The organism is Thiomicrorhabdus sp. (genome assembly GCF_041583835.1).
GTDB lineage: Bacteria > Pseudomonadota > Gammaproteobacteria > Thiomicrospirales > Thiomicrospiraceae > Thiomicrorhabdus.
On record NZ_JBFHFC010000008.1, the window covers coordinates 61092 to 80622 of the forward strand.

18 protein-coding genes are annotated in these 19531 nt (G+C 49.6%); 6 read left to right on the top strand and 12 right to left on the bottom strand.

Annotated features, from left to right (window positions below; genetic code table 11):
- Window positions 1-206 precede the first annotated feature (206 nt).
- The 3 genes from trmA to ABY044_RS06260 are packed head-to-tail and all read left to right on the top strand — an operon-like array spanning window position 207 to window position 2791.
- Window positions 207-1313, top strand: coding sequence for a tRNA (uridine(54)-C5)-methyltransferase TrmA (gene trmA / locus ABY044_RS06250; protein WP_373019287.1), 1107 nt, complete (start codon window positions 207-209; stop codon window positions 1311-1313).
- A gap of 2 nt (window positions 1314-1315) precedes the next feature.
- Window positions 1316-2080: a sulfite exporter TauE/SafE family protein gene (locus tag ABY044_RS06255; protein ID WP_373019289.1), complete on the top strand. Its 765-nt coding sequence runs from the start codon at window positions 1316-1318 to the stop codon at window positions 2078-2080.
- Window positions 2081-2101: 21 nt separating this feature from the next.
- Window positions 2102-2791 carry an MOSC domain-containing protein gene (locus ABY044_RS06260; protein WP_373019291.1) on the top strand — a complete coding sequence of 230 codons (690 nt, stop codon included), beginning with the start codon at window positions 2102-2104 and terminating at the stop codon, window positions 2789-2791.
- Window positions 2792-2797: 6 nt separating this feature from the next.
- Here ABY044_RS06260 and ABY044_RS06265 read toward each other — a convergent pair whose 3' ends face one another.
- Window positions 2798-3841 carry a DUF3616 domain-containing protein gene (locus ABY044_RS06265; RefSeq protein WP_373019293.1) on the bottom strand — a complete coding sequence of 348 codons (1044 nt, stop codon included), beginning with the start codon at window positions 3839-3841 and terminating at the stop codon, window positions 2798-2800.
- A 174-nt stretch (window positions 3842-4015) separates the two neighbouring features.
- Here ABY044_RS06265 and ABY044_RS06270 point away from each other — a divergent pair, with 174 nt between their 5' ends.
- Window positions 4016-4783, top strand: a complete 768-nt coding sequence (locus tag ABY044_RS06270; RefSeq protein WP_373019347.1) for a tRNA 2-thiocytidine biosynthesis TtcA family protein — start codon at window positions 4016-4018, stop codon at window positions 4781-4783.
- A complete protein-coding gene (locus tag ABY044_RS06275) occupies window positions 4780-5697 on the top strand; it encodes a lysophospholipid acyltransferase family protein (RefSeq protein ID WP_373019295.1) in 918 nt (305 codons plus the stop codon). The genes ABY044_RS06270 and ABY044_RS06275 overlap by 4 nt, the downstream gene beginning before the upstream one ends.
- Window positions 5698-5716: 19 nt before the next feature.
- Here the strand turns inward: ABY044_RS06275 and ABY044_RS06280 are convergent, their stop codons facing one another.
- The 10 genes from ABY044_RS06280 to def all read right to left on the bottom strand — a co-directional run bounded on the left by ABY044_RS06280 (window position 5717) and on the right by def (window position 17233).
- Window positions 5717-6640: a DMT family transporter gene (locus ABY044_RS06280; RefSeq protein ID WP_373019297.1), complete on the bottom strand. Its 924-nt coding sequence runs from the start codon at window positions 6638-6640 to the stop codon at window positions 5717-5719.
- A gap of 27 nt (window positions 6641-6667) precedes the next feature.
- Window positions 6668-7261 carry a class I SAM-dependent methyltransferase gene (locus ABY044_RS06285; RefSeq protein WP_373019299.1) on the bottom strand — a complete coding sequence of 198 codons (594 nt, stop codon included), beginning with the start codon at window positions 7259-7261 and terminating at the stop codon, window positions 6668-6670.
- Between the two features lie 22 nt (window positions 7262-7283).
- Window positions 7284-8735 (bottom strand): TrkH family potassium uptake protein, encoded by a 1452-nt coding sequence (locus ABY044_RS06290; RefSeq protein ID WP_373019301.1) that lies wholly within the window; start codon window positions 8733-8735, stop codon window positions 7284-7286.
- 31 nt (window positions 8736-8766) lie between these two features.
- Window positions 8767-10167, bottom strand: coding sequence for a Trk system potassium transporter TrkA (gene trkA / locus ABY044_RS06295; RefSeq protein ID WP_373019303.1), 1401 nt, complete (start codon window positions 10165-10167; stop codon window positions 8767-8769).
- A gap of 75 nt (window positions 10168-10242) precedes the next feature.
- A complete protein-coding gene (locus ABY044_RS06300; protein ID WP_373019305.1) occupies window positions 10243-11592 on the bottom strand; it encodes a sigma-54-dependent transcriptional regulator in 1350 nt (449 codons plus the stop codon).
- Window positions 11589-13778, bottom strand: coding sequence for an ATP-binding protein (locus ABY044_RS06305; RefSeq protein WP_373019307.1), 2190 nt, complete (start codon window positions 13776-13778; stop codon window positions 11589-11591). The genes ABY044_RS06300 and ABY044_RS06305 overlap by 4 nt, the downstream gene beginning before the upstream one ends.
- Complete coding sequence (locus ABY044_RS06310; RefSeq protein ID WP_373019309.1) at window positions 13775-14434, bottom strand: DUF4390 domain-containing protein; 660 nt, start codon at window positions 14432-14434, stop codon at window positions 13775-13777. The genes ABY044_RS06305 and ABY044_RS06310 overlap by 4 nt, the downstream gene beginning before the upstream one ends.
- On the bottom strand, window positions 14435-15763 hold the full coding sequence (gene rsmB / locus ABY044_RS06315; protein ID WP_373019311.1) for a 16S rRNA (cytosine(967)-C(5))-methyltransferase RsmB: 1329 nt from the start codon (window positions 15761-15763) through the stop codon (window positions 14435-14437).
- Window positions 15764-16714, bottom strand: coding sequence for a methionyl-tRNA formyltransferase (gene fmt, locus ABY044_RS06320; RefSeq protein WP_373019313.1), 951 nt, complete (start codon window positions 16712-16714; stop codon window positions 15764-15766). It lies immediately after the preceding gene.
- A gap of 9 nt (window positions 16715-16723) precedes the next feature.
- Window positions 16724-17233, bottom strand: a complete 510-nt coding sequence (gene def, locus ABY044_RS06325; RefSeq protein WP_373019315.1) for a peptide deformylase — start codon at window positions 17231-17233, stop codon at window positions 16724-16726.
- A gap of 49 nt (window positions 17234-17282) precedes the next feature.
- Here def and dprA point away from each other — a divergent pair, with 49 nt between their 5' ends.
- Complete coding sequence (dprA, locus tag ABY044_RS06330) at window positions 17283-18413, top strand: DNA-processing protein DprA (protein ID WP_373019317.1); 1131 nt, start codon at window positions 17283-17285, stop codon at window positions 18411-18413.
- 20 nt (window positions 18414-18433) lie between these two features.
- Here the strand turns inward: dprA and ABY044_RS06335 are convergent, their stop codons facing one another.
- Entirely contained in the window at window positions 18434-19369 is a 936-nt protein-coding gene (locus tag ABY044_RS06335; RefSeq protein WP_373019319.1) for a response regulator, read from the bottom strand.
- Between the last annotated feature and the right edge of the window lie 162 nt (window positions 19370-19531).

Below are 19531 nucleotides of genomic sequence, written 5' to 3' on the forward strand. Positions count from 1 at the left end.
TCCTTATTTTTTTATGGGATAGCTTTTTATGTGAAATTGGCGGCCTCAAAGCGGGTTTGCGGGGTATTTGAACGGGTACGGCCGTTTTTTGTCTGTTTCGGTTTGGTGTTAAGTGTTGTCTGTCCGGAATATTCGGAAAGCCGTTGTTTAATCAAGTATAATTCCCGCCTAAACTTAAGTCTTAATATCGAAATAATGGATGCGCCATGCTCTGCCAAGTTTTCCCGGAACAGTATGCCTCTCAGCTCGACGAAAAAGTCACTCGCTTAAACGCGTTGCTGCCGAGTTTGCCTAATCTTCAGGTGTTTGAATCGCCTGCATCGAACTATCGCGCCCGCGCCGAATTCCGTATTTGGCATGAAGGGGATGAAACCGATTACATCATGTTCAACTCCGAGACCCGCGAGAAGGTGGCGATCAAGTCGTGTCCGATGGCGATCAAGTCGATCGACGAGCTGATGCCGAAGCTGATGGCGGAAATCGTGGCCGACTCGGCCTTGCGTTTGAAGTTGTTTCAGGTCGATTTTCTGGCGACCTTGAGCGGCGAGATGCTGGTCACGTTGATATACCGTCGCCAGATTGAAGGCGATCAGGCCTGGTTGGATTCCGTTGCCAAACTGAAACAGCGTTTGCCGATCGATCACGTGATCGGCCGTGCCCGCAAGCAGAAAATCTTGTTGGACAAAGATTATGTGGTCGAGAAACTTCAGGTAGACGGACAGGAATTCATTTACCAGCAGGTGGAAAACAGCTTTACCCAGCCGAATGCGTTTGTAGCGCAGAAGATGTTGGGTTGGGCACGCCAGATGTGCGACAAGTATCTGGACGGCCAAGGCGATTTGATTGAGCTGTATTGCGGTAACGGTAATTTCTCGATTGCGTTGGCGGACAAGTTCCGTAAGGTGTTGGCGACGGAAATCTCCAAGACTTCGGTGCACTCGGCGCAATTCAATATTGCGGCCAACGGCGTGGAGAACCTGACCATTCTTAAGATGGCGGCGGAAGAAGTTTCTTTGGCGCTACAAGGTCAATCTTTTAACCGCCTTAAAGACGTTGATTTGCCGAGTTACGATTTTCAGGCGATTCTGGTCGATCCGCCGCGCGCCGGGTTGGACGACCTGACACGCAAGATGGTCACGGAGTACGACCATATTCTTTATATCTCCTGTAATCCGGAGACGCTGGCGCGCGATTTGGACGCGATTTCGGTGACGCACGAAGTCGTGGAATCCGCGCTGTTTGATCAATTCCCTTATACTCATCACATTGAAAGCGGCGTGTTTTTGAAACGAAAAAACAACGATAAGGAATAAACATGTTGGCATGGATAGGCGCTTTATTGATTGGTTTGACGCTGGGACTGCTTGGTTCGGGTGGTTCGATTCTAACCGTTCCGGTGTTGACCTACATCGTCGGCCAGGAGACTAAGGTGGCGATTGCCGGTTCCCTGATGATTGTGGGGGTGATCAGTCTATTCTCGGCAATTCCTTACGCGATGCAGAAGTTGGTCAAGTGGCGCACCGTGGTGTTGTTCGGGGTACCGGGAATGGTAGGTGCTGCAGTAGGTGCCTGGGGTGCGCATTATGTGAGCGACGCGATCCAGATGTTGGTGTTTTCAGCCTTGTTATTGAGTGCATCCTATTTGATGTTCAAGCCGATGAAACTGGGCGATTCCGAGCATGAGCATACCGAACGAGCGATGGGTAAGATTGCCGTGGACGGTTTTGTGGTCGGTGCGATTACCGGCTTGGTCGGTGTCGGCGGCGGCTTCCTGATTATTCCGGCGTTGGTGCTGTTGGGCGGTTTGTCGATGCGTTTGGCGGTGGGAACCAGTCTGGTGATTATCGCGGTTAAGTCGTTTGCCGGTTTCGTCAGTTACTTGAAGGTTTTGGAATCGTTGAATCTGTCTTTGGATTGGTCGATTATCTGGATTTTTGCAGTGATCGGTATCGTCGGGGGCTGGTTAGGTCATAAGATTAGCAGTAAGATTAACCAGGAACAGCTCAAAAAAGGGTTTGCGGTGTTCTTGATTCTGATGGGGGCGTTTATCCTCTATAAAAACCTACCGGGGCTTTTCTAAGCCCGCAAAAAGGGGTCGTTCATGAAACTGGTGTCTGTCAATATCGGTAAAATCCAACGTCATCAATGGAAAGACGGTGATGCGACCGAGTCCGGGCTGTATAAGTCGCCGGTTCACGGTTTGGTTCATATCGGTTTGATGGGATTGGACGGTGACGAACAGGCCGACTTGAAAAATCACGGCGGCTTCGACAAGGCGGTCTTTATCTTGCCGGCGGAGAACTACGACCTGTTCCGGATTCACGAACCTTATGGTTTTTTGGGTGAAAATTTGACCGTCTCCGAGATTGACGAAACTCAAATTTGTCTCGGCGATCATTTGCAGGTTGGCAGTGTCTTGTTGGAAGTGTCTCAACCGCGTTCGCCCTGCTGGAAATTGGCAGAGCATGTTAAAAGCGTTCCGGCTTGGAAAGCGGCGGGCAATTTCTTGAACGATTATTCCGAAAGCGGCCGTGTCGGTTTTTATTGTCGCGTGTTGCAAGAAGGTATTTTGCAGAAAGGCAATCCGGTTATCTGGTTACCGAGGGAGGTCGAACTTTCCCACGGTTACAGCAGAATCACAATTAAAGATCTGTTTTTGGCGAAACAGCATCATAAAACCGAGAAAGACTGGCAGCTTTTACGTGCGGCCGAAGATCATCCTGCCTTATCGTTGGCGTGGAAGAAAAGTATCCATAATCTGTTGGCCGATCACGCCAAACACTCCCTCTAAGATGCATTAATTTGACGGCAGTCTGCAGCTAAAAGTCGTAGGTTGTCCGTTAGTCAGTCCGTCTTGCACAATCACGAAACGAACCTGTTGTTGCGTTTGAGAAAGAAATTGAATGCCTTCCGGTTTGCCGGTTGATGCCGGTAATTCGCATAACGGTTGTAAGGTATCGGTTTTAGCATCGTTTCCTTGCAGGCCGTTGTCGCCGTTCCATAACGAGACTTGGTAAGGCAGATTCTGGTCGCCGACCGCACCGCTCAAAATCAACAGACCTGACTTGGTTTCGCTGATTCCGCGAATTCCGCCGCCGTTTTCGGTATGCAGATAGAGCATCTTGGATTTCTTGACGGTAAAGTCGTCTTTTTCGAGTTTTAAACGCAGCACCGGCACCGCATTGCCGCGTAATACCGGACCGCGGAAACCGATCAATAAACGCCCTTTTTCATCGAGTCCCAAACCTTCTATATCGATACCGTTTTCCTTGCTCGGAATTTGGGTGAAGCGTTTAAGAGCGGGATCCTGATGCAAAATCGAGTCGAGTGACATCGCTTTGATTTCAGTGGCCTTGAATTTCTTATTCAGCTTGATGCGAAAGAGCTGATGTCGAGCGGGTTCTTCGACGACCTCCTGCAAACGTTTCAGGTTCTGTTTTTGTGCCAGTTCACTTTTGAGCTTTTTGCGTTTGAGGCTGTGCGAACCGATGGCATAGAGATAGGGTGATTGCCAGGCCAACCCTTCGATATCGAGTTCGTCGGTCGAGCGGGTTAGGTCGATAAGTCCCGCACTGCTCCATTCGCCTACGCTATTGGGTGTGAATAGTTCGAGCTGATAACCTTCGTCGCTGGCTAAAGCCATAAAGTCGGAAGTGACGACAATGCCGCTGATGTTTTTAGCGTCGATTTTCAAAGCGTCGGAAAAGGCCCAAGTCTGTTCGGCATAAGGTGTCGCTAACGGTTGTGTTTCATTCGGGTTAGCCGTCGCCCAACTCGGGATAACGAGTCCGATCAGGGTTAGAGAGCATAATATCGATGCGAAGCGGAGTAAGTTCTTCATGGGGCTTTGGGCCGGATAAGCTAGATTGCAAAACGCGATTATAACGGATTGTGTAAAATAGCGGTTATGAAAACGGATGGTAACACAATGACAGAGACAAGCAGCGAACAAACCCCCGAGAAATTGACCAAAAAGGAACGCACCAAAGATTGGATCAAACCGCCTAAGGCGATTATGAAACCGGTTGGTCGAGCGATGGCGCAATTCAAGATGTTGCGCGACGGCGACCGTGTGTTGCTGGGGCTTTCAGGTGGTAAGGATTCGTTGAGTTTGTTGGTGATTCTTAAGCATTTGCAGCGTCACGCACCGATTAAATTCGAATTGGCGGCGTGTACGATCGATCCGGAAATCCCCGGTTTCGATCCGTCGCCTCTGAAAGAGTGGTGTGCCAAAATGGAAGTGCCTTATTTTTACGAAAGCGAAGATATGGTCGGTTTGGCCGAAGAGCGCATGAAGGGCGATTCGTTTTGCAGTTTCTGCGCTCGTCAGAAGCGCGGCATTCTGTATACCGTGTGTCGTCGCGAAGGGTATAACGTTCTGGCGTTGGCGCAGCATCTGGACGATCTGGCCGAGAGTTTCATTATGTCGGCCTTCAATGCCGGGCAGTTGCGTACCATGAAAGCGCACTACCTGAACGACGACGGCGATATCCGCATCATCCGTCCGCTGGTTCGAGTACGCGAAAACCAGACGCGCGATTTTGCCGAAGCCGCGCATTTGCCTGTTATTCCCGACAACTGTCCGGCGTGTTATGCCAAGCCTCAAGCACGTGCCGAGACTAAACAGCTGTTGTTGGAACAGGAGAAAAAGAACAAACACTTGTATGCCAATTTATGGACGGCGATGCAGCCCCTGATTGCCGACGACAACCATGAAGGACTGGCGGCATTGACCGGTTCGGCATCCGAAGAAGCTAGCGAGATTCACGAGGAGGAAGCGTGAGCAAAGCTTCCGGCATCAATCAACAGGCCTGGTTAGGCGGCTTGTTAAAAGGTTTGGTGGTGTTTTTTAGCTGGTTGCCGTTAAGGATCAACCGTTGGGCCGGTAGTTTCATCGGCTGGTTGCTGTGGTGGATTCCCAACAGCAATAAACGCGTTTCGGAAAAGAATGTCGCCGTGGCCTTTCCCGAATTGAGTCCGCAGGAGCAGCGCCGACTGGTCAAACGCAGTCTGATACATCTCGGTCAGGTGACGACCGAATTAGGGCCGGCTTGGTGCTGGCCGGAGTCGAAGTTGTTGCCGTTGATCAAAGAGGTCAAAGGACAGGAATTGTTGGATCAGGCTCGTGAGCAGAATAAAGGGGTGTTGTTGCTAGCACCGCATATTGGTGCCTGGGAAATCAACGGGATGTATACTTCGACCACTCAGGCGTCGACCTTTCTTTATCGTCCGCCGAATATTCCGTCGGTAGAAGCGTTTATGGTCAATGCGCGTAGCCGTTACGGCGCCAAGTTGGCACCGACCGATATGCGCGGCGTTCGAGATCTGGTCAAGGCGCTTAAGGCTCAGCAGCTTTCGGCGATTTTACCCGATCAGGATCCCGGCGAAAAAGGGGGCGTTTATGCGCCGTTTTTCGGACGTCCGGCGCGTACCATGACGTTGGTTTCGAAATTGATTCAAAAATCGGATTGCGCGTTCCTGTTTGTGGTGATGGAGCGTTTGCCGAAAGCCGAGGGTTATCGTTTACATATTCTGCCTGCAGAAGCGGAAGTCGCCAGTGCGGACGAAGCCGTCGCGGCGGCGGCGTTGAATCGCGGAGTCGAGGCTTGTATTCGTATCGCACCCGAGCAATATCTTTGGTCTTACAAACGTTATCGCAAACCGCCGGCCGGCGTGGACGACATCTATAAGTCGTGAACATTGCCTTTTTAGGGCTTTAAGGTTTGTTTGCAGACGATTTGGGTTGATGGGTCAATATGGTCACGCCGCCGATGACCAGAATCAGCCCGAATGCATGCCATATCGTGAACGGTTCGTTCAAAATCCATACCGCCAATACAATCGTCACCAAAGGCCCTAAGGTTCCGATGATGCCGGTTTGCGCCGGGCCGATTTTGGCGATGGCTTCGCTGATCATAAAGCTGGGGATGACGGTACTGACAATCGCCAGAAGAAACAGCCACAACCACGCCATTGCGCTGACATCCAGATTGGAAATATCGTTTAGTAGCAGGTAGTGAATCAACACGAAGCCGCTGGAAATTGCCATCGCCAAGCTGGTGAACCAAAGGCTGCCCACCTCATGAATCAATTTTTTGCCGAACAGCACATAGAACGAAAAGCTTAATGCCGCCAGGAACACCAAAAACGTTCCCAGCGTGGTGTTGTCGCCGCTGAAATGCAGCTCTTGGTAAAAGGTGACCATAAGTCCGCTGTAGGTAATCACCAGTGCAGCAATGATCTTTCGGGTTAGCGGCGTTTTGAAAAAGATCGCGCCCAGCAGTGCGACCATAATCGGATAGGTGAACAAGGTAAGCCGTTCGAGCTGCGCGGAGATCATTTCTAATCCTTTCAGGTCAAGCCAGGAAGAGAGGTAATAACCGATGAATCCCAGAAAGGTGATTTTAAGCAGTTTTCCGTTGAGTAGCGGAATTTGGTTGTTAACGCGAATCAGCCAGACCATCATCAGCAGGTAAACGGGCAGGGCGATGGCCATTCTAAGCATTAAGACACTGTCGGTATCGAGTCCTTCTGCGTAGGCGAGTTTGATGAAGATCGACTTGATTGAAAACAGGGCGGTGCCGAAAATAGCCAGAAAGAAACCGACCGCAGCAGGCGAGGCTTGTCTGAAGAATGTCATATCAAAAGCATTCGTTTAAGCGCCACGCTATTGAGCCTTACGCCCGATATACCACGCATAACGATGACGAACCGGTTGCTCGGAAGTATCGTTTTCGCCGACCAACCAGCCTTCCCCGTAAACCAGGGTTTGCAGTTTAGGCCAGACTTGGTTGAACTCGCCCGACTGCACATAAAAGTCGGGATTGCGGGGAGCATTATCCTGTACCGGTCCCAGAAAGGTTTGATAGAACAGCAGTCCGCCCGGTTTTAACGCACTTTCCAGTTGCGGGAAGAGTTTTCGATCCAGGTAACGGCTGACGACGATCACGTCGTATTGCTGATAGGGCAAGATCATCTGTTCCAGATCGGTAATCAACGGTTCGATCGGTAACTGGTTCAGGCTCGCCCAATTGTTCAAAATCGTTAAGGCGTTGTCGGAGATGTCCCACGCATGGGTTTTTAAGCCGCATTGGGCTAGGAAACGTGCGTTCCCGCCCAGTCCGCAGGCAATTTCCAATGCCTGCCCTTTAAACGGCAACAGGCGACTATGTTGTCTGAGGGCATGGCAAGGGTTAGCGGGAGTATTTAGATTGGCTGAGGCGTATTTCTCATCCCATTTTTGTGCGTTGTCGACCGTCATCGCGTTATTTGTCCAATTGTCGTTATTTACGCCAGAAAGCGGCAGTGAATAGAACCAATAAAGTGAAGATTTCCAAGCGTCCCAGGAGCATCGCGAAGGTCAGCACCCATTTGACCGGATCGCTCATGGTTTCAAAATTGGAGGCGACCTCTCCCAAGCCGGGACCGAGATTGTTCATCATCGCGGCAATGGCCGAAAATGCAGTAATTTGATCGACACCCAGTGCCATGATGATCAGCATCAGGATAGAGAAGGTGAATACGTACACCGATAAGAAACCCCAGACTGCGGCCATGACTTTTTCCGGAATCGGCTTGCCGTTGAGTTTAACCGGCATGATGGCGTTGGGATGCAACAGCCCTTTGATTTCACGGGTTCCCTGTTTGAACAGTAGAACGAAGCGGATCATTTTCATTCCGCCTGCAGTCGACCCGGCGCTACCGCCGATGAAGCTCATCATAATCAACATAACCGGCAGAAAAGCAGGCCAAGCGGAAAATTCGGCATTGGCGAAACCGGTGGTGGTGGCGATGGATACGGTTTGGAAAATCCCGTAGCGGAAGGCTTCTTCCCAGGTTGGGTAAATGCCTTTTATAAACAGGTAGCCGGTGACGATCAGAGTACCGATGATCAGCAGGCTGGCGTAAGCCTTGAATTCCGGATCCCAACGGTAAGGCGAGATGCTGAAGTTACGGAAAGCGGTAAAGTGCAAGGCGAAGTTGATGCCCGACAAAAACATGAAGAGAATCGCCACGCTTTCAACGGCAGTGCTGTCGAAAAATCCGATGCTGGCATCGTGAGTGGAGAAGCCGCCGATGGCGACGGTCGAAAAACTGTGGCCGAAAGCGTCGAACCAGTTCATTCCGGCCATCCAGTAACCGATCGCACAGGCGATGGTCAGGCCTAAATACAAATACCATAGGGTTTTAGCCGTTTCGGAGATGCGCGGTGCGATTTTCGAATCTTTGACCGGCCCCGGCGTTTCCGCACGATAGAGCTGCATGCCCCCGATTCCGAGCATCGGCAGAATCGCGACGGCCAAAACGATGATCCCCATGCCGCCCATCCATTGTAGCTGTTGGCGATACCACAAAATTCCGTGAGGCAGGTTGTCCAGCCCGGTAATGACGGTCGCTCCGGTTGTGGTAAGGCCGGAAAAGGACTCGAAAATCGAGTCGGTCAGACTGAGCGGTACTTCTTGTTCGAGGTAGAAAGGCAAAGCTCCAACCAGACCGAGAACGCTCCAGAACATGACGACGACGATAAATCCGTCGCGGATTTTCAGGTCCTGTTTGTAATTACGAATCGGATACCAAAGGAATAAGCCGACGGTAAGAACGCCGATCAATACGCTGCTGAATGCAAATACCGCTCCATCGCCATACAAAAAAGAGATCAACAAGGGAGGAACCAAGCTGATACTGTAGAGCATCAGCAGTAGGCCAAAGACTTTGGTGATGATTTTTGAATGCATAATCTCTAAATTCGTTAGGGGTCAGTCGGGGTTATGAAAACCAACCTTTTGCCGGAGTCGGAGTGAAAAGTTTGGCAACATCGGGCGCGCTGTTCGGTTCGGTTAAAAACAGGATGACGTGGTCTTCCGCTTCGATCTCCAAATCGCGATGGGCGATCAACACTTGTTCGCCGCGAATGATGCAGCCGACGGTAATGTCTTTCGGCCAGTTGATTTCGCCGATACGCTGCCCAATTACTTTAGAGCTGTTTTCACTTCCGTGAGCGATCACTTCCATGGTTTCCGCTGCACCGCGACGCAGACTGGCCGCCTGAACGGTATCTCCCTGGCGCATGTAGTGTAGCAGTTTACTGGTGGTGATCTGGTCGGCGGAAATCGCCACGTCGATGCTGTTTAGCTGAATCAATTCGATATAAGACTGGTTATTGACCAGAGCGATTACTCGACGTACGCCGAGTTTTTTCGCCAACATACCGGAAATGATATTCGCTTCATCCGAGTTGGTGACGGCAACAAACAGGTCGATTTCGTCGATGTTCTCTTCAAGTAACAGGTCTTTATCGGAGACGTCGCCGTGAATGATGATGGTGTTGTCGAGGGTTTCCGCAACCTGTCTGGCCTGCTGGATATTATGGTCGATCAGTTTGACCTGATGCTTATTCTCCAACGCTTTCGCCAGACTGAAACCGATGTTACCGCCGCCGGCAATCATGATGTTACGCGACGGACGTTCTTTATGACGGCGCAACTCTTCCACGATCACCGGAATGTATTTTGGTTCGGCCAGGAAAAAGACTTCGTCGTCGGCTTTGATGGTCGCGTCGCCGTTGGGCATGACCACTTCGTCTTTACGGTAGATGGCGACGATTCGAGTCTTGACGTCTTTCGGCAAGTAGTTTTTGAGTTCTTTGATTTTTTTGTCGACCAAGAGACTGCCTTTGAAAGCGCGAACTGCGATCAAGCGGACTTTTCCGCCGGCAAAATCGATGACCTGCAAAGAGCCGGGGTATTCGATAAGCTGTAGGATGTAATTGGTTACCAAGGTTTCCGGGCTGATCAGAACGTCGATCGGTAAGGTGTCCGTATTGTAATCGCGGCTGAACAATTCAGGGTGGTCTAGATAGGAACGGCTGCGTACGCGGGCGATTTTAGTATTGGTTTTGTAGACTAGGTGAGCGATGTGGCAGGCCAGAATATTGGTTTCGTCGTTTTGGGTTGCCGCGATCAACATATCGGCCTCTTCCAAACCGGCCTGCTCGAGAACGTCCGGATGGGAAGCGTGTCCGCTGACGGTTCGAATGTCGAGTCGGTCTTGCAGTCGTTGAAGGTTGGCTCTATCGAGATCGACGACGGTGACGTCGTTATTTTCGTTGGCAAGTAGTTCTGCTAGCGAAGAGCCGACCTGGCCGGCCCCTAATATAACAATATTCATTTTTTATAATAATCTTTAGCTATGCATTATTTTTTGGTCTTATTCTACGCCGATAAAACCATTTTAAAAGTTTTATTAAATAGGGTTTTTCGGGTCGATTCCCAGGGTTTTCAGCTTACGGTAAAGGTTGGTTCGATCGATGCCCGAACGTTTGGCGGTTTCCGAAACATTGCCTCCGGTTTCTCTAAGCAGTTGGCTGAGATAGGCTTTTTCGAAATGGTCTTTGGCCAATTTTAGATTGATGCTGGTGTCGATACCAAGTTCGCTGAGTTCGGCGGTTTCGGACTGGGTCAAGGCGGACTTGACCTCCTTGTCGGTAATGTCGCCGTTACCCAAAATTAACAGTTTCTGGATGATATTTTGCAGTTCGCGAATATTTCCCGGCCAGCTGTATTGGCGCATGATGTTTTGTGCGGAAACGCTGAAATGACGGTAATTCAGGCCGTCATGGGTAACGAAATAGTTGATGAAATATTCGATCAATTCCGGAATGTCTTCGGTATGTTGTCGAAGTGCGGGAATGTGAATCGGCATGACCTGAAAACGCTGGTAGAGATCGTCGCGGAAGTCGCCTTGCTGATGAATGCCTTCCAGTCCGGTTTTGGTCAATGCAATGACGCGTAAATCCAGTTTCACGCCGTTTTGATTGTAGGCGCAGGAGTAACAATGATCGAGAATGATTCCGGACAGGATCGATTGGGAGGCATGGCTTAATTGATCTGCATTGGCGAGAATCAAAGTGCCGCCGTCGATCTGTCTTAACTGGTTGAGCAGTTCGGTATTGTCCGACTGTGATGCTTCCTGAGCCAGTTGGTTAAAATCTTTTGCGTAAAAAGTGAGCAGTCCGGCTTCTTTACGGTCGCTGGTTTTATGGATCGCTTTGGCAAAATGTTCCTTGCCGCTTCCGGCTTCGCCGACAACCAGAATCGGCATGCTGTATTTTGCCAGGCGTTCGATCGATTCGCGTAAAGCAATGATGAGTTTGCTTTTACCGATCGGCAGAATTTGTTCCGGCAAGGTTTGTTTAAGTTGACGGTTTTCTTGATTGAGGCGGGTGTGTTCCAAAGCGCGTTCGGCAATGACGATCAACTTGGCCAGTGAAAGTGGTTTTTCAAGGAAGTCGTAAGCGCCGAGTTTTGTCGCTTCGATTGCGGTTTCAATAGTACCGTGACCGGACATCATGACGATGCTGGTTTGATCGAGCAACGGGTCATGCTGCATTTCTTTAAGCAGGGTGATGCCGTCAATGTCAGGCATCCAGATGTCCAGGAAAATGACGTCGGGGACGTTGGTCTTCCAGCTGTTTTTGGCTTGGACACCGTTGGCGGCGGTTTCGATTTGGTAACCTTCTTCTTCGAAGATTTCTTTCATTAAGTTGCGGATGTCTTTTTCGTCATCCACAATCAGTATCTTGCCTGGTTTCATTGGGCCTCTTCACTCAAGATGATCGGTAGGTGAATTATAAAACAGGTTCCCTTCTCGGGGGACGAGTCCACGCTAATTTGTCCGTTATGTTCTTCGACAATTTTTTTGACGATCGCCAATCCCAGGCCGGTGCCTTTGGGTTTGTCGGTGGCATAGGGTTCGAAAATCCAGTTTTGGGTATCTTCGCCGATGCCTGGGCCGTTATCGCAAAGATTGACGGTGAGAAGGGACAGGTCGTCATCGCATTGGGTTGTGATTGTGATCGTAGGTGCAGGTATATTTTCGGTTGCTTCGATCGCATTTTTCAACAGGTTGTGAAGTAATTGACGCAGTCTGGAAGCATCCGCCATCATTTCAGGGCAGCGTTCGTCCAAGGTTTGCTCGATCGTCCATTTGGCTTCGGAGCCTCGATACATCAGCGTGACGTCGTCGATTAATTGGTTGATCGCGATTTTTCGAGTCTCGATTTGCGGCGTGTTGGCATAATCGGTGAAAGCCTGAACCAACGTCTGCATGGTGGACACTTGTTCGATGATGGTGTGTGTCATACGCTCCAGTAGTGCCTTGTCTTCGGTTTCGAGTTTATCGTGCAGTTTGTAGTTAAGGCGTTCCGCCGACAGTTGGATAGGGGTCAGAGGGTTTTTGATTTCGTGAGCCAAACGGCGGGCCACGTCACTCCAAGCGGCATGTAGCTGTGCCTGAACCAGTTCGGTAATGTCGTCCATAACGATAACGAATCCGCCGATTTTTTGATCGATACTCGGTAAGGTCGAACCGTGTAGCATCAGAATTTTCTGACTTTGCTTGCAGGTGAATTTGTACTGCATATTCCAAGGTTTGACGCTTTTGTCGAACATCGGCGAGATGTGTTCGAACAGCGCTTTCAAATGGGCGTTTTCCTCGTGTTCGATCAGGTCTCGCAGGCGTTTGCCTACATGTCGGGTCAAATTGGTGTTCAAAATGGCGGCAGCGGCATCGTTGGTGGTGCGCAGACGTTTATTCATGTCGAACGTCAAAACCCCGCTGGACAGGTTTTGAATGATTGCTTGTAGATAAAGTTTCTGTACTTCGGTCTGTTGATGTCCGATTTTGATGTCGTTACGCGCTTGGGCGATTTTCTGAATCATATCGTTGAACGAATGGATCAAGGTACCGAATTCATCATCGTGTTCCGCCGGCATTTTTATACTGTAATCGCCTCGCGATACCGCTGCGGTTCCACGTGCCAGGGTGCGCATCGGACGAGTCAGGTTGTGCACGGCCTGAATGGTAAACAGTAAGGCGGTGACCAGTGTCAGCAACAGAACCATGGTCAGAATCATGGTGAAGCTGGTGGTCAAAGGTCCCTTTAGATAGGAAAGTTCTTTGTATTGTCCCGAAGCGACCTTGACCGATTCGGCCAGTTCGGTGATTCCGCTGGGGATATTGAAGATAACCTGCAAGGCATAATTGCCATTGAGTTGGATGTCAGAAAACGGAATGATGACTCGGATAATTTCCTGTTCTTGGGTCGAACCGGGCAAGGGTTCGATCGCCGCATAGGTTTTCTTCTGGCGGATTTGTTGGAACAGGTTATCCCCCGGCGGAATCGGCAGAATGTCGGTGTCGTTGAGACTGCTGAAAGCGATCAATTGCTGGTTGGAATGATAGAGTGCGACTTCCTGGGCATTCAGTTTTGTCCGCAGGGTACTGACCCCGATAAAGGGTGAAGAGGCAATTAAAGGACGGTTATCCTTGGCGACGCTTAAGGTCAGGTTGAGGCTGTCGATGGTTTTGTTATCCAGTGTGGTGCGCACTAGCGTCGCCGCATTGCTCAGAGCCGTATCGGTTTTGACGTCAAACCACTGGTTAATCCCTTGATGGATGAAGTTCAGGGCGAAGTAGAAAATGATGGCAATGGGGATACCCAACAAAAACGTGAAGATTGCAGTGATTCTTAAGGTGATTTTGATGCCGGGACTTTTTGCCTGATAGCGTTTCCTGAGCATCAGCAGGGTGCGAACCAGCATGACCAATAAGAGGGTAATGCCGGCAAAACTGAAAAATAGCAGACTGGAGTAAGCTTCTGCGAACTCCGACGCATTTTGCAGGATCTGGCTCATCATGATGAGTGCAATCAGGAGCGCACTCGACAGAAGCGCTAACCAGCCATATTGTTTGACTAAACGCCAACTTGCTATCTTCATAACCAACTCTTGGGGGTGTAGATTGTGGTTTCAAACCAGCCGCTATCAAGCTTCCAGTCGGAATCGATGAAAGAATTTAACACGAGCGGCGCCGGGAGTCTCCAAGGATTAAGGCGGATTCTCAATTTTAAGGTGTGTTTTTGACCGGGATGCAGTTCCGACAAGGGTAAAACCGGAAAGGAGACCATGGTGCCTAACGTCGACAGTGCCTGGCTTAGACTGGAAAAGTGACGGACGTTGTTGTTGCGTTCGTTGATCAATGTGTAGCGGTTGTTGAAACCGGAGTAGATCAGCTGTGTCTGGTAACTTAAATTAAAACGTTCCCGGTCGTATTTAATGCCGAGCAGACGGTGGTGTTCAGTGAAAACGATGTTGGTTTCAAACGTGATTACGATTTCGTTCTGGAGCGCTTCCAATATGGCATCGGGGAGATGGAATTGGGTTTGCGAATCGAACAGCAGCATCTGGTCTTCTTGATAATCGGTGACTTGAATAATGCGGATCTCGTCGGAAGCGTTTGCATTCGATCCCGTTAGCAGGGAAAGCGATATCAACAGGGGCGCTAAAATGTTTTGGATCGGAAATCTTGCGTCTTCCAGACGCTGAAAAAGATCGCTGATGAACGCTTTGAAGTATCCGATCTCAGCGGCTTTCACTTAAATCTCCTTTTCCAGCAGGCAGTAAAAGAATCCGTCCATGCCGTATTCGCCCGGAAGGATTTGTCTGCCCGGGGTGTCCGCAAACGTTATCCCCCAGTCGGCTTGAATCGGAACAATTTTGGCGCTTGGCTGGGTTTCGATAAAGTGCTGCATTTGAAGAGTATTTTCTTGCGGCAAAATCGAGCAGGTGGCGTAAAGCAGGCGTCCGCCCGGTTTAAGCAACGGCCATAGCGCTTCTAATATGGCTTGTTGGGTGATGACCAGTTGTTCGATGTCTTCCGCGGTGCGATGCCATTTGATGTCCGGGTGGCGGCGGATGATTCCGGTTGCGGAGCAAGGGGCATCAAGCAGGATTTTGTCGAATTGCTCGCCGTTCCACCAATCGTCCGGTTGCGAAGCGTCTCCGGCGGCATATTCTGCGTCCAGATTAAGGCGGTGCAGGTTTTCACCTAAACGATCAAGACGTTCCGGTTCTTTTTCAAGAGCGAAAACGCGGGCTTGATTCTGCGAAAGTTCCAAAAGGTGTGTGGTTTTTCCGCCCGGTGCGGCACAGGCATCCAGAATGTGTTCGTTAATTTGAGGCTGTAACAGGTTGGCCGCTTGCTGCGCTGCGGCGTCCTGAACGCTGAAACCGCCTTCATCGTAACTGGGTAGTTGCGTGATGTCGGTACTTTGATTCAGAAGGACGCCTTGAGGCGCTGTCGGATGTTCCGATGCTTCTATGTCCGCTTCCTTAAGTGCATCCAAAAACTGCTGGCGGGTTTGATAGTGGGTGTTGGCCCTTAGCGTCAGCGGTGCTTGTTGGTTGTTGGCTTCGAGGATGGCTTCCCAGTGTTCGGGATACGCTTTGCGTAGCTGTTTGACGAACCATTGCGGATGCGAATATTTGTAAGCGGGTTTCAGGTCGACTTCGTCACATAGGGCTTGCTTTTCACGCAGGAAATTTCGAAGTACGCCGTTGACCAAGGCTTTTGCCCAAGGTTTTTTGAGCGATTTGGTGACCGAAACGGTTTCGGAAACCGCCGCATGTTCCGGGGTGTCCATATATAGAATTTGGTACAAGCCAAGTAGAATCAGTTGATTGACGTCTTCGTCTTTGGTTTTCATCGGTTTTTTAAGCAGCAGGGTGCGAATCGCTTCCAAACGCTCTTGCCAACGTAAAGTACCTAATACCAGGTTTTGGGTGAAGTTACGTTCTCTGCGATCGCTGAATTGCGCCAATCCTTCGGGAAGGGTCTGGCTTAATGAGCGCCCTTCTTCAATCACCGTCAGGCATATTTTAAGGGCGACGAAACGGGTATTGATCGGTTTGCTGTCCTGACTCATTTAGAACTGATGCCCCAGTAATTGACGCGCTTGGGCGAAATCGTAGGCGGACATGGCTTTTTTGCCGGCAGGTTGTACCTGCGTCAGCCAAATAGAGGAGGTACCGGTTTCGATTAAAATGCCTTGTTTTTCGACGGCAACGACTAGGCCGGGTTGGCTTTCCTTGTCGGAGTGTTTTAAGGCTTGGTCGGCTAAGCTGGCCTCGAGTACTCTCAGCGGCTGTTCTTGAAAGGTTGTGAACGCGACTGGCCAAGGATTGAAAGCCTGGATTTTCCTTACAATGACTTCTGCGGGTTGTTGCCAATCGATTTCCGCTTCGGCTTTAGACAGCTTTTGGGCGTAGGTCACCAAGGCTTCGTCTTGTTTTTCCGGTGTCAGGCTCTGGTTTTGGAGTTTTTCCAGCGTTTGCATCAAAGCTTCTGCACCTAAGGTACTCAAACGGTCATGCAGGCTTTGAGCCGTGTCTGTCGATGTGATCGGGGTATGTACTTTGTGCAGCATATCGCCCGTATCCAGTCCGACATCCATTTGCATGATGGTGACGCCGGATTCGGAATCGCCTGATTCGATCGCCCGTTGAATCGGCGCTGCACCGCGCCATCTAGGCAGCAGTGATGCGTGGATGTTAAGACAGCCAAATTTAGGTGTGTCCAGTACGATTTTAGGCAGGATCAGACCGTAAGCGACGACGATCATAATGTCGGCATTTAAGTCCGCTAACGCTTGCTGGGCGTCTTTATTGCGCAGAGTTTCAGGCTGAAATACTGGAATGTCATGTTGCAAAGCCAGGTTTTTGACCGGACTTGCCGTCAGTTTTCGGCCTCGACCGGCCGGTCTGTCCGGTTGGGTATAGACGGCAACGACTTCATGTTCGGAGTCGATTAGGGCTTGTAGTGGCGCAACCGAAAATTCCGGTGTTCCGGCGAAAATCACTTTTAATGCTTGATTCATAATCGGCAATTACTGTTCTTCTTGTTCTTGATGGAGTTTGCGGAATTTTTGCAGTGCGCGGGTACGTTTCAATCCCGATAAATGATCCACGAATAATTTACCGTTTAAATGATCGATTTCATGCTGAATGCAGACGGCCAAAAGGTCGTTAGCTTCGAATTCGATCATTTTCCCGTCACGATCCATGCCGCGAACCAAAATGTCGCTTGGTCGGTTGATCTTGGCGTAAATGCCCGGGAGCGATAAACAACCTTCTTCCCATGTGATCTGACCGGCGAATTTGATGATTTCAGGGTTGATTAATGCAATCGGTTGGTCGTTTTTTTCCGAAACGTCGACTACGATCACACGTTCCTGTACGGCGACCTGAGGCGCAGCCAGTCCGATTCCCGGGGCGTCGTACATGGTGTAGAACATATCGTCGATCAATTTGTCGAGTTCGTCTGTCATTTCCGGAACGGGAGTGCAAATTTCCCTAAGTCCTTGTTCTGGATAAAGAACGATGTCGAGTTTTTCCATAGCGTCGTTTATACTTGTTTAATTCATATTGCTTATATTATATCTGACTATGTCAAGTTTTTCCGATTTACCCAGCCTTATCCCATTCCATTTGAATTTTTTTTCATATAAGCAGTTGCAGAATGCCGAGTCCCATTTTGGTAGTTTGAAAGCCGCTTTGCAGGCAAATAGATCGGATTGGCAAAATGCCAAGATCGTCGGCGATAAGCAGGTGGACGGTCTGTTTGACGAATCATTGGAAAAACGCATCGATGAAACTCTGGAATGGGGGCAGGGGGCGCAACAAGATTTAGTTGCGATCGGGTCGGATGAATTTCCCGATATGTTAAAAGGAATTGCCGATCCGCCGATTTTGCTGGCGGTTCGCGGTTCGGTTTCTTTGTTGAGCGATCCTCAGTTAGCGATCGTCGGCAGTCGTCACGCTTCTAGGCAAGGTATTAATACGGCCAAGGATTTTGCGAATTTTCTTTCGGATCAAGGTTTGGGAATCGTCAGCGGTTTGGCTTTGGGTATCGATACGGCCGCGCATGAAGGGGGGCTGTTGGGGATCGGCAAGACGATCGCCGTGGTCGCGACCGGATTGGATCGGATTTATCCGGCTTCAAATAAGGCGTTGGCGCACCGGATTGTTGAACAAGGGGCGATGATTTCGGAGTTTCCTTTAGGGACGAAACCGTTGACGTATCACTTTCCAAAACGCAACCGAATTATCAGCGGTTTGAGCGTCGGGACGTTAGTGATTGAAGCGGCGGTAAAAAGCGGTTCTTTAATTACCGCTAAAACCGCCTTGGAGCAAGGTCGGGAAGTCTTTGCCGTGCCGGGATCAATCAATAATCCACAGGCGAAAGGCTGTCATCAGTTGATTAAACAAGGCGCTAAATTGGTTGAATCCGGTCAGGATGTGTTGGAAGAGCTGGTATCGGTGCTGGGCGGTGATTGGCCTGTGCATGAAGCACGAGAGGGTTCGTCTGCGAACGGTGAGGAAATCGGGAAGACTGAAAAACAAAGCGTTTCCAAAAACGGTATTTTGCGTTTTATCGAGTACGATCCAATCGGACTGGACGAGTTGTTGGTATTGAGTAAGATGCCGGTGTACGAAATACAGAGTCAATTGACGATGCTGGAACTTTCCGGTGAAATCGAAGCGATGTCGGCAGGCCGTTGGCGAAGAATTAAATAAGGAAGCGGTTTAATCGCTTTTCAAGCGTTGATTAAGGTTGGGCTGAGTTGTACCGTGCAGGTCACTCGATTTCCTTTTCCGAAGAATTCGAGTTTGTCGAAACTGAGTTTGTTGGCCATCATGATGCCTCGGCCGTGGTTATCCATGGCGCGCTCGATGGAAAATTCCATATAAGGGCGGTGATTAAAGCCCTCTCCCATGTCTTCAATCGTGATGTCTAATTGATTGGTACGGTGTTCGACCTCGACATTGACGAATTTGTTGCGGTTTTCCGGTAGATTCGAACGTCGTAAAATTTCCGCCTGTAGCTGATCGTTTTCAATCAGTCTGGTTTTTTCTTCGTAGCCGATTCCTAAATTACCGTGTTCAACTGCATTCATCATCAGTTCAAACAGACCGATGGCGACTTTTTGAGGGTCGTTGGTTAGGAACGCTAAAATATTGGACAGGTGCTTGGCTTGTTCGATGGTTTTAAATGTGAAATGGGCGTTTTCTAATAGGTTTAACGCTTCCGATAGGCTGACGACTTGGCGAGTGACTTCTTGATGCGTCGAGAAGCCTTTGACGGCCGCATTGACGATTGAAAGCAAGTGCGCTTTTGAAAACGGTTTGAGCAGATAATAAAATGCGCCGGCTTGAATTCCGCGGTGAATATCTTCCTGACTGTCTGCCGAGGTCTGTAGAATGGCAGGAACCATTCGATAGCGTATGTCATTTTTAAGTTCGATTAATAAGGTGATGCCGTCTTTGAACGGCATGCGATAGTCGAATACATAAGCGCTGAAAAAATCGTCGGGGTGGTTAAGGATGATCTGTTTGGCTTCGACCCCATCGGTAGCGGTGAAGATTTCATAGTCGGTCGATTCGAAGAAAGCGCACAATAGAGCCAGGCTGGTTGGGTCGTCGTCAACCAGAAGTAGGCGGGTCGGCTTTTTATTTAAAGAGTCTGGAGGCATCGAATCGAGTTCTTTTATTTTCTTTATTCTTTAAAGAATGAAGTGTTATTTACCGACAATAGGTTGGTTTAAATACTTCATAAGTAAAAGTTTGTACACTATTTCTTTTATTCTAAATCTTTTTTTAGACGATAGGTAAGTGGTTTTGTAAAAAAACGTGTT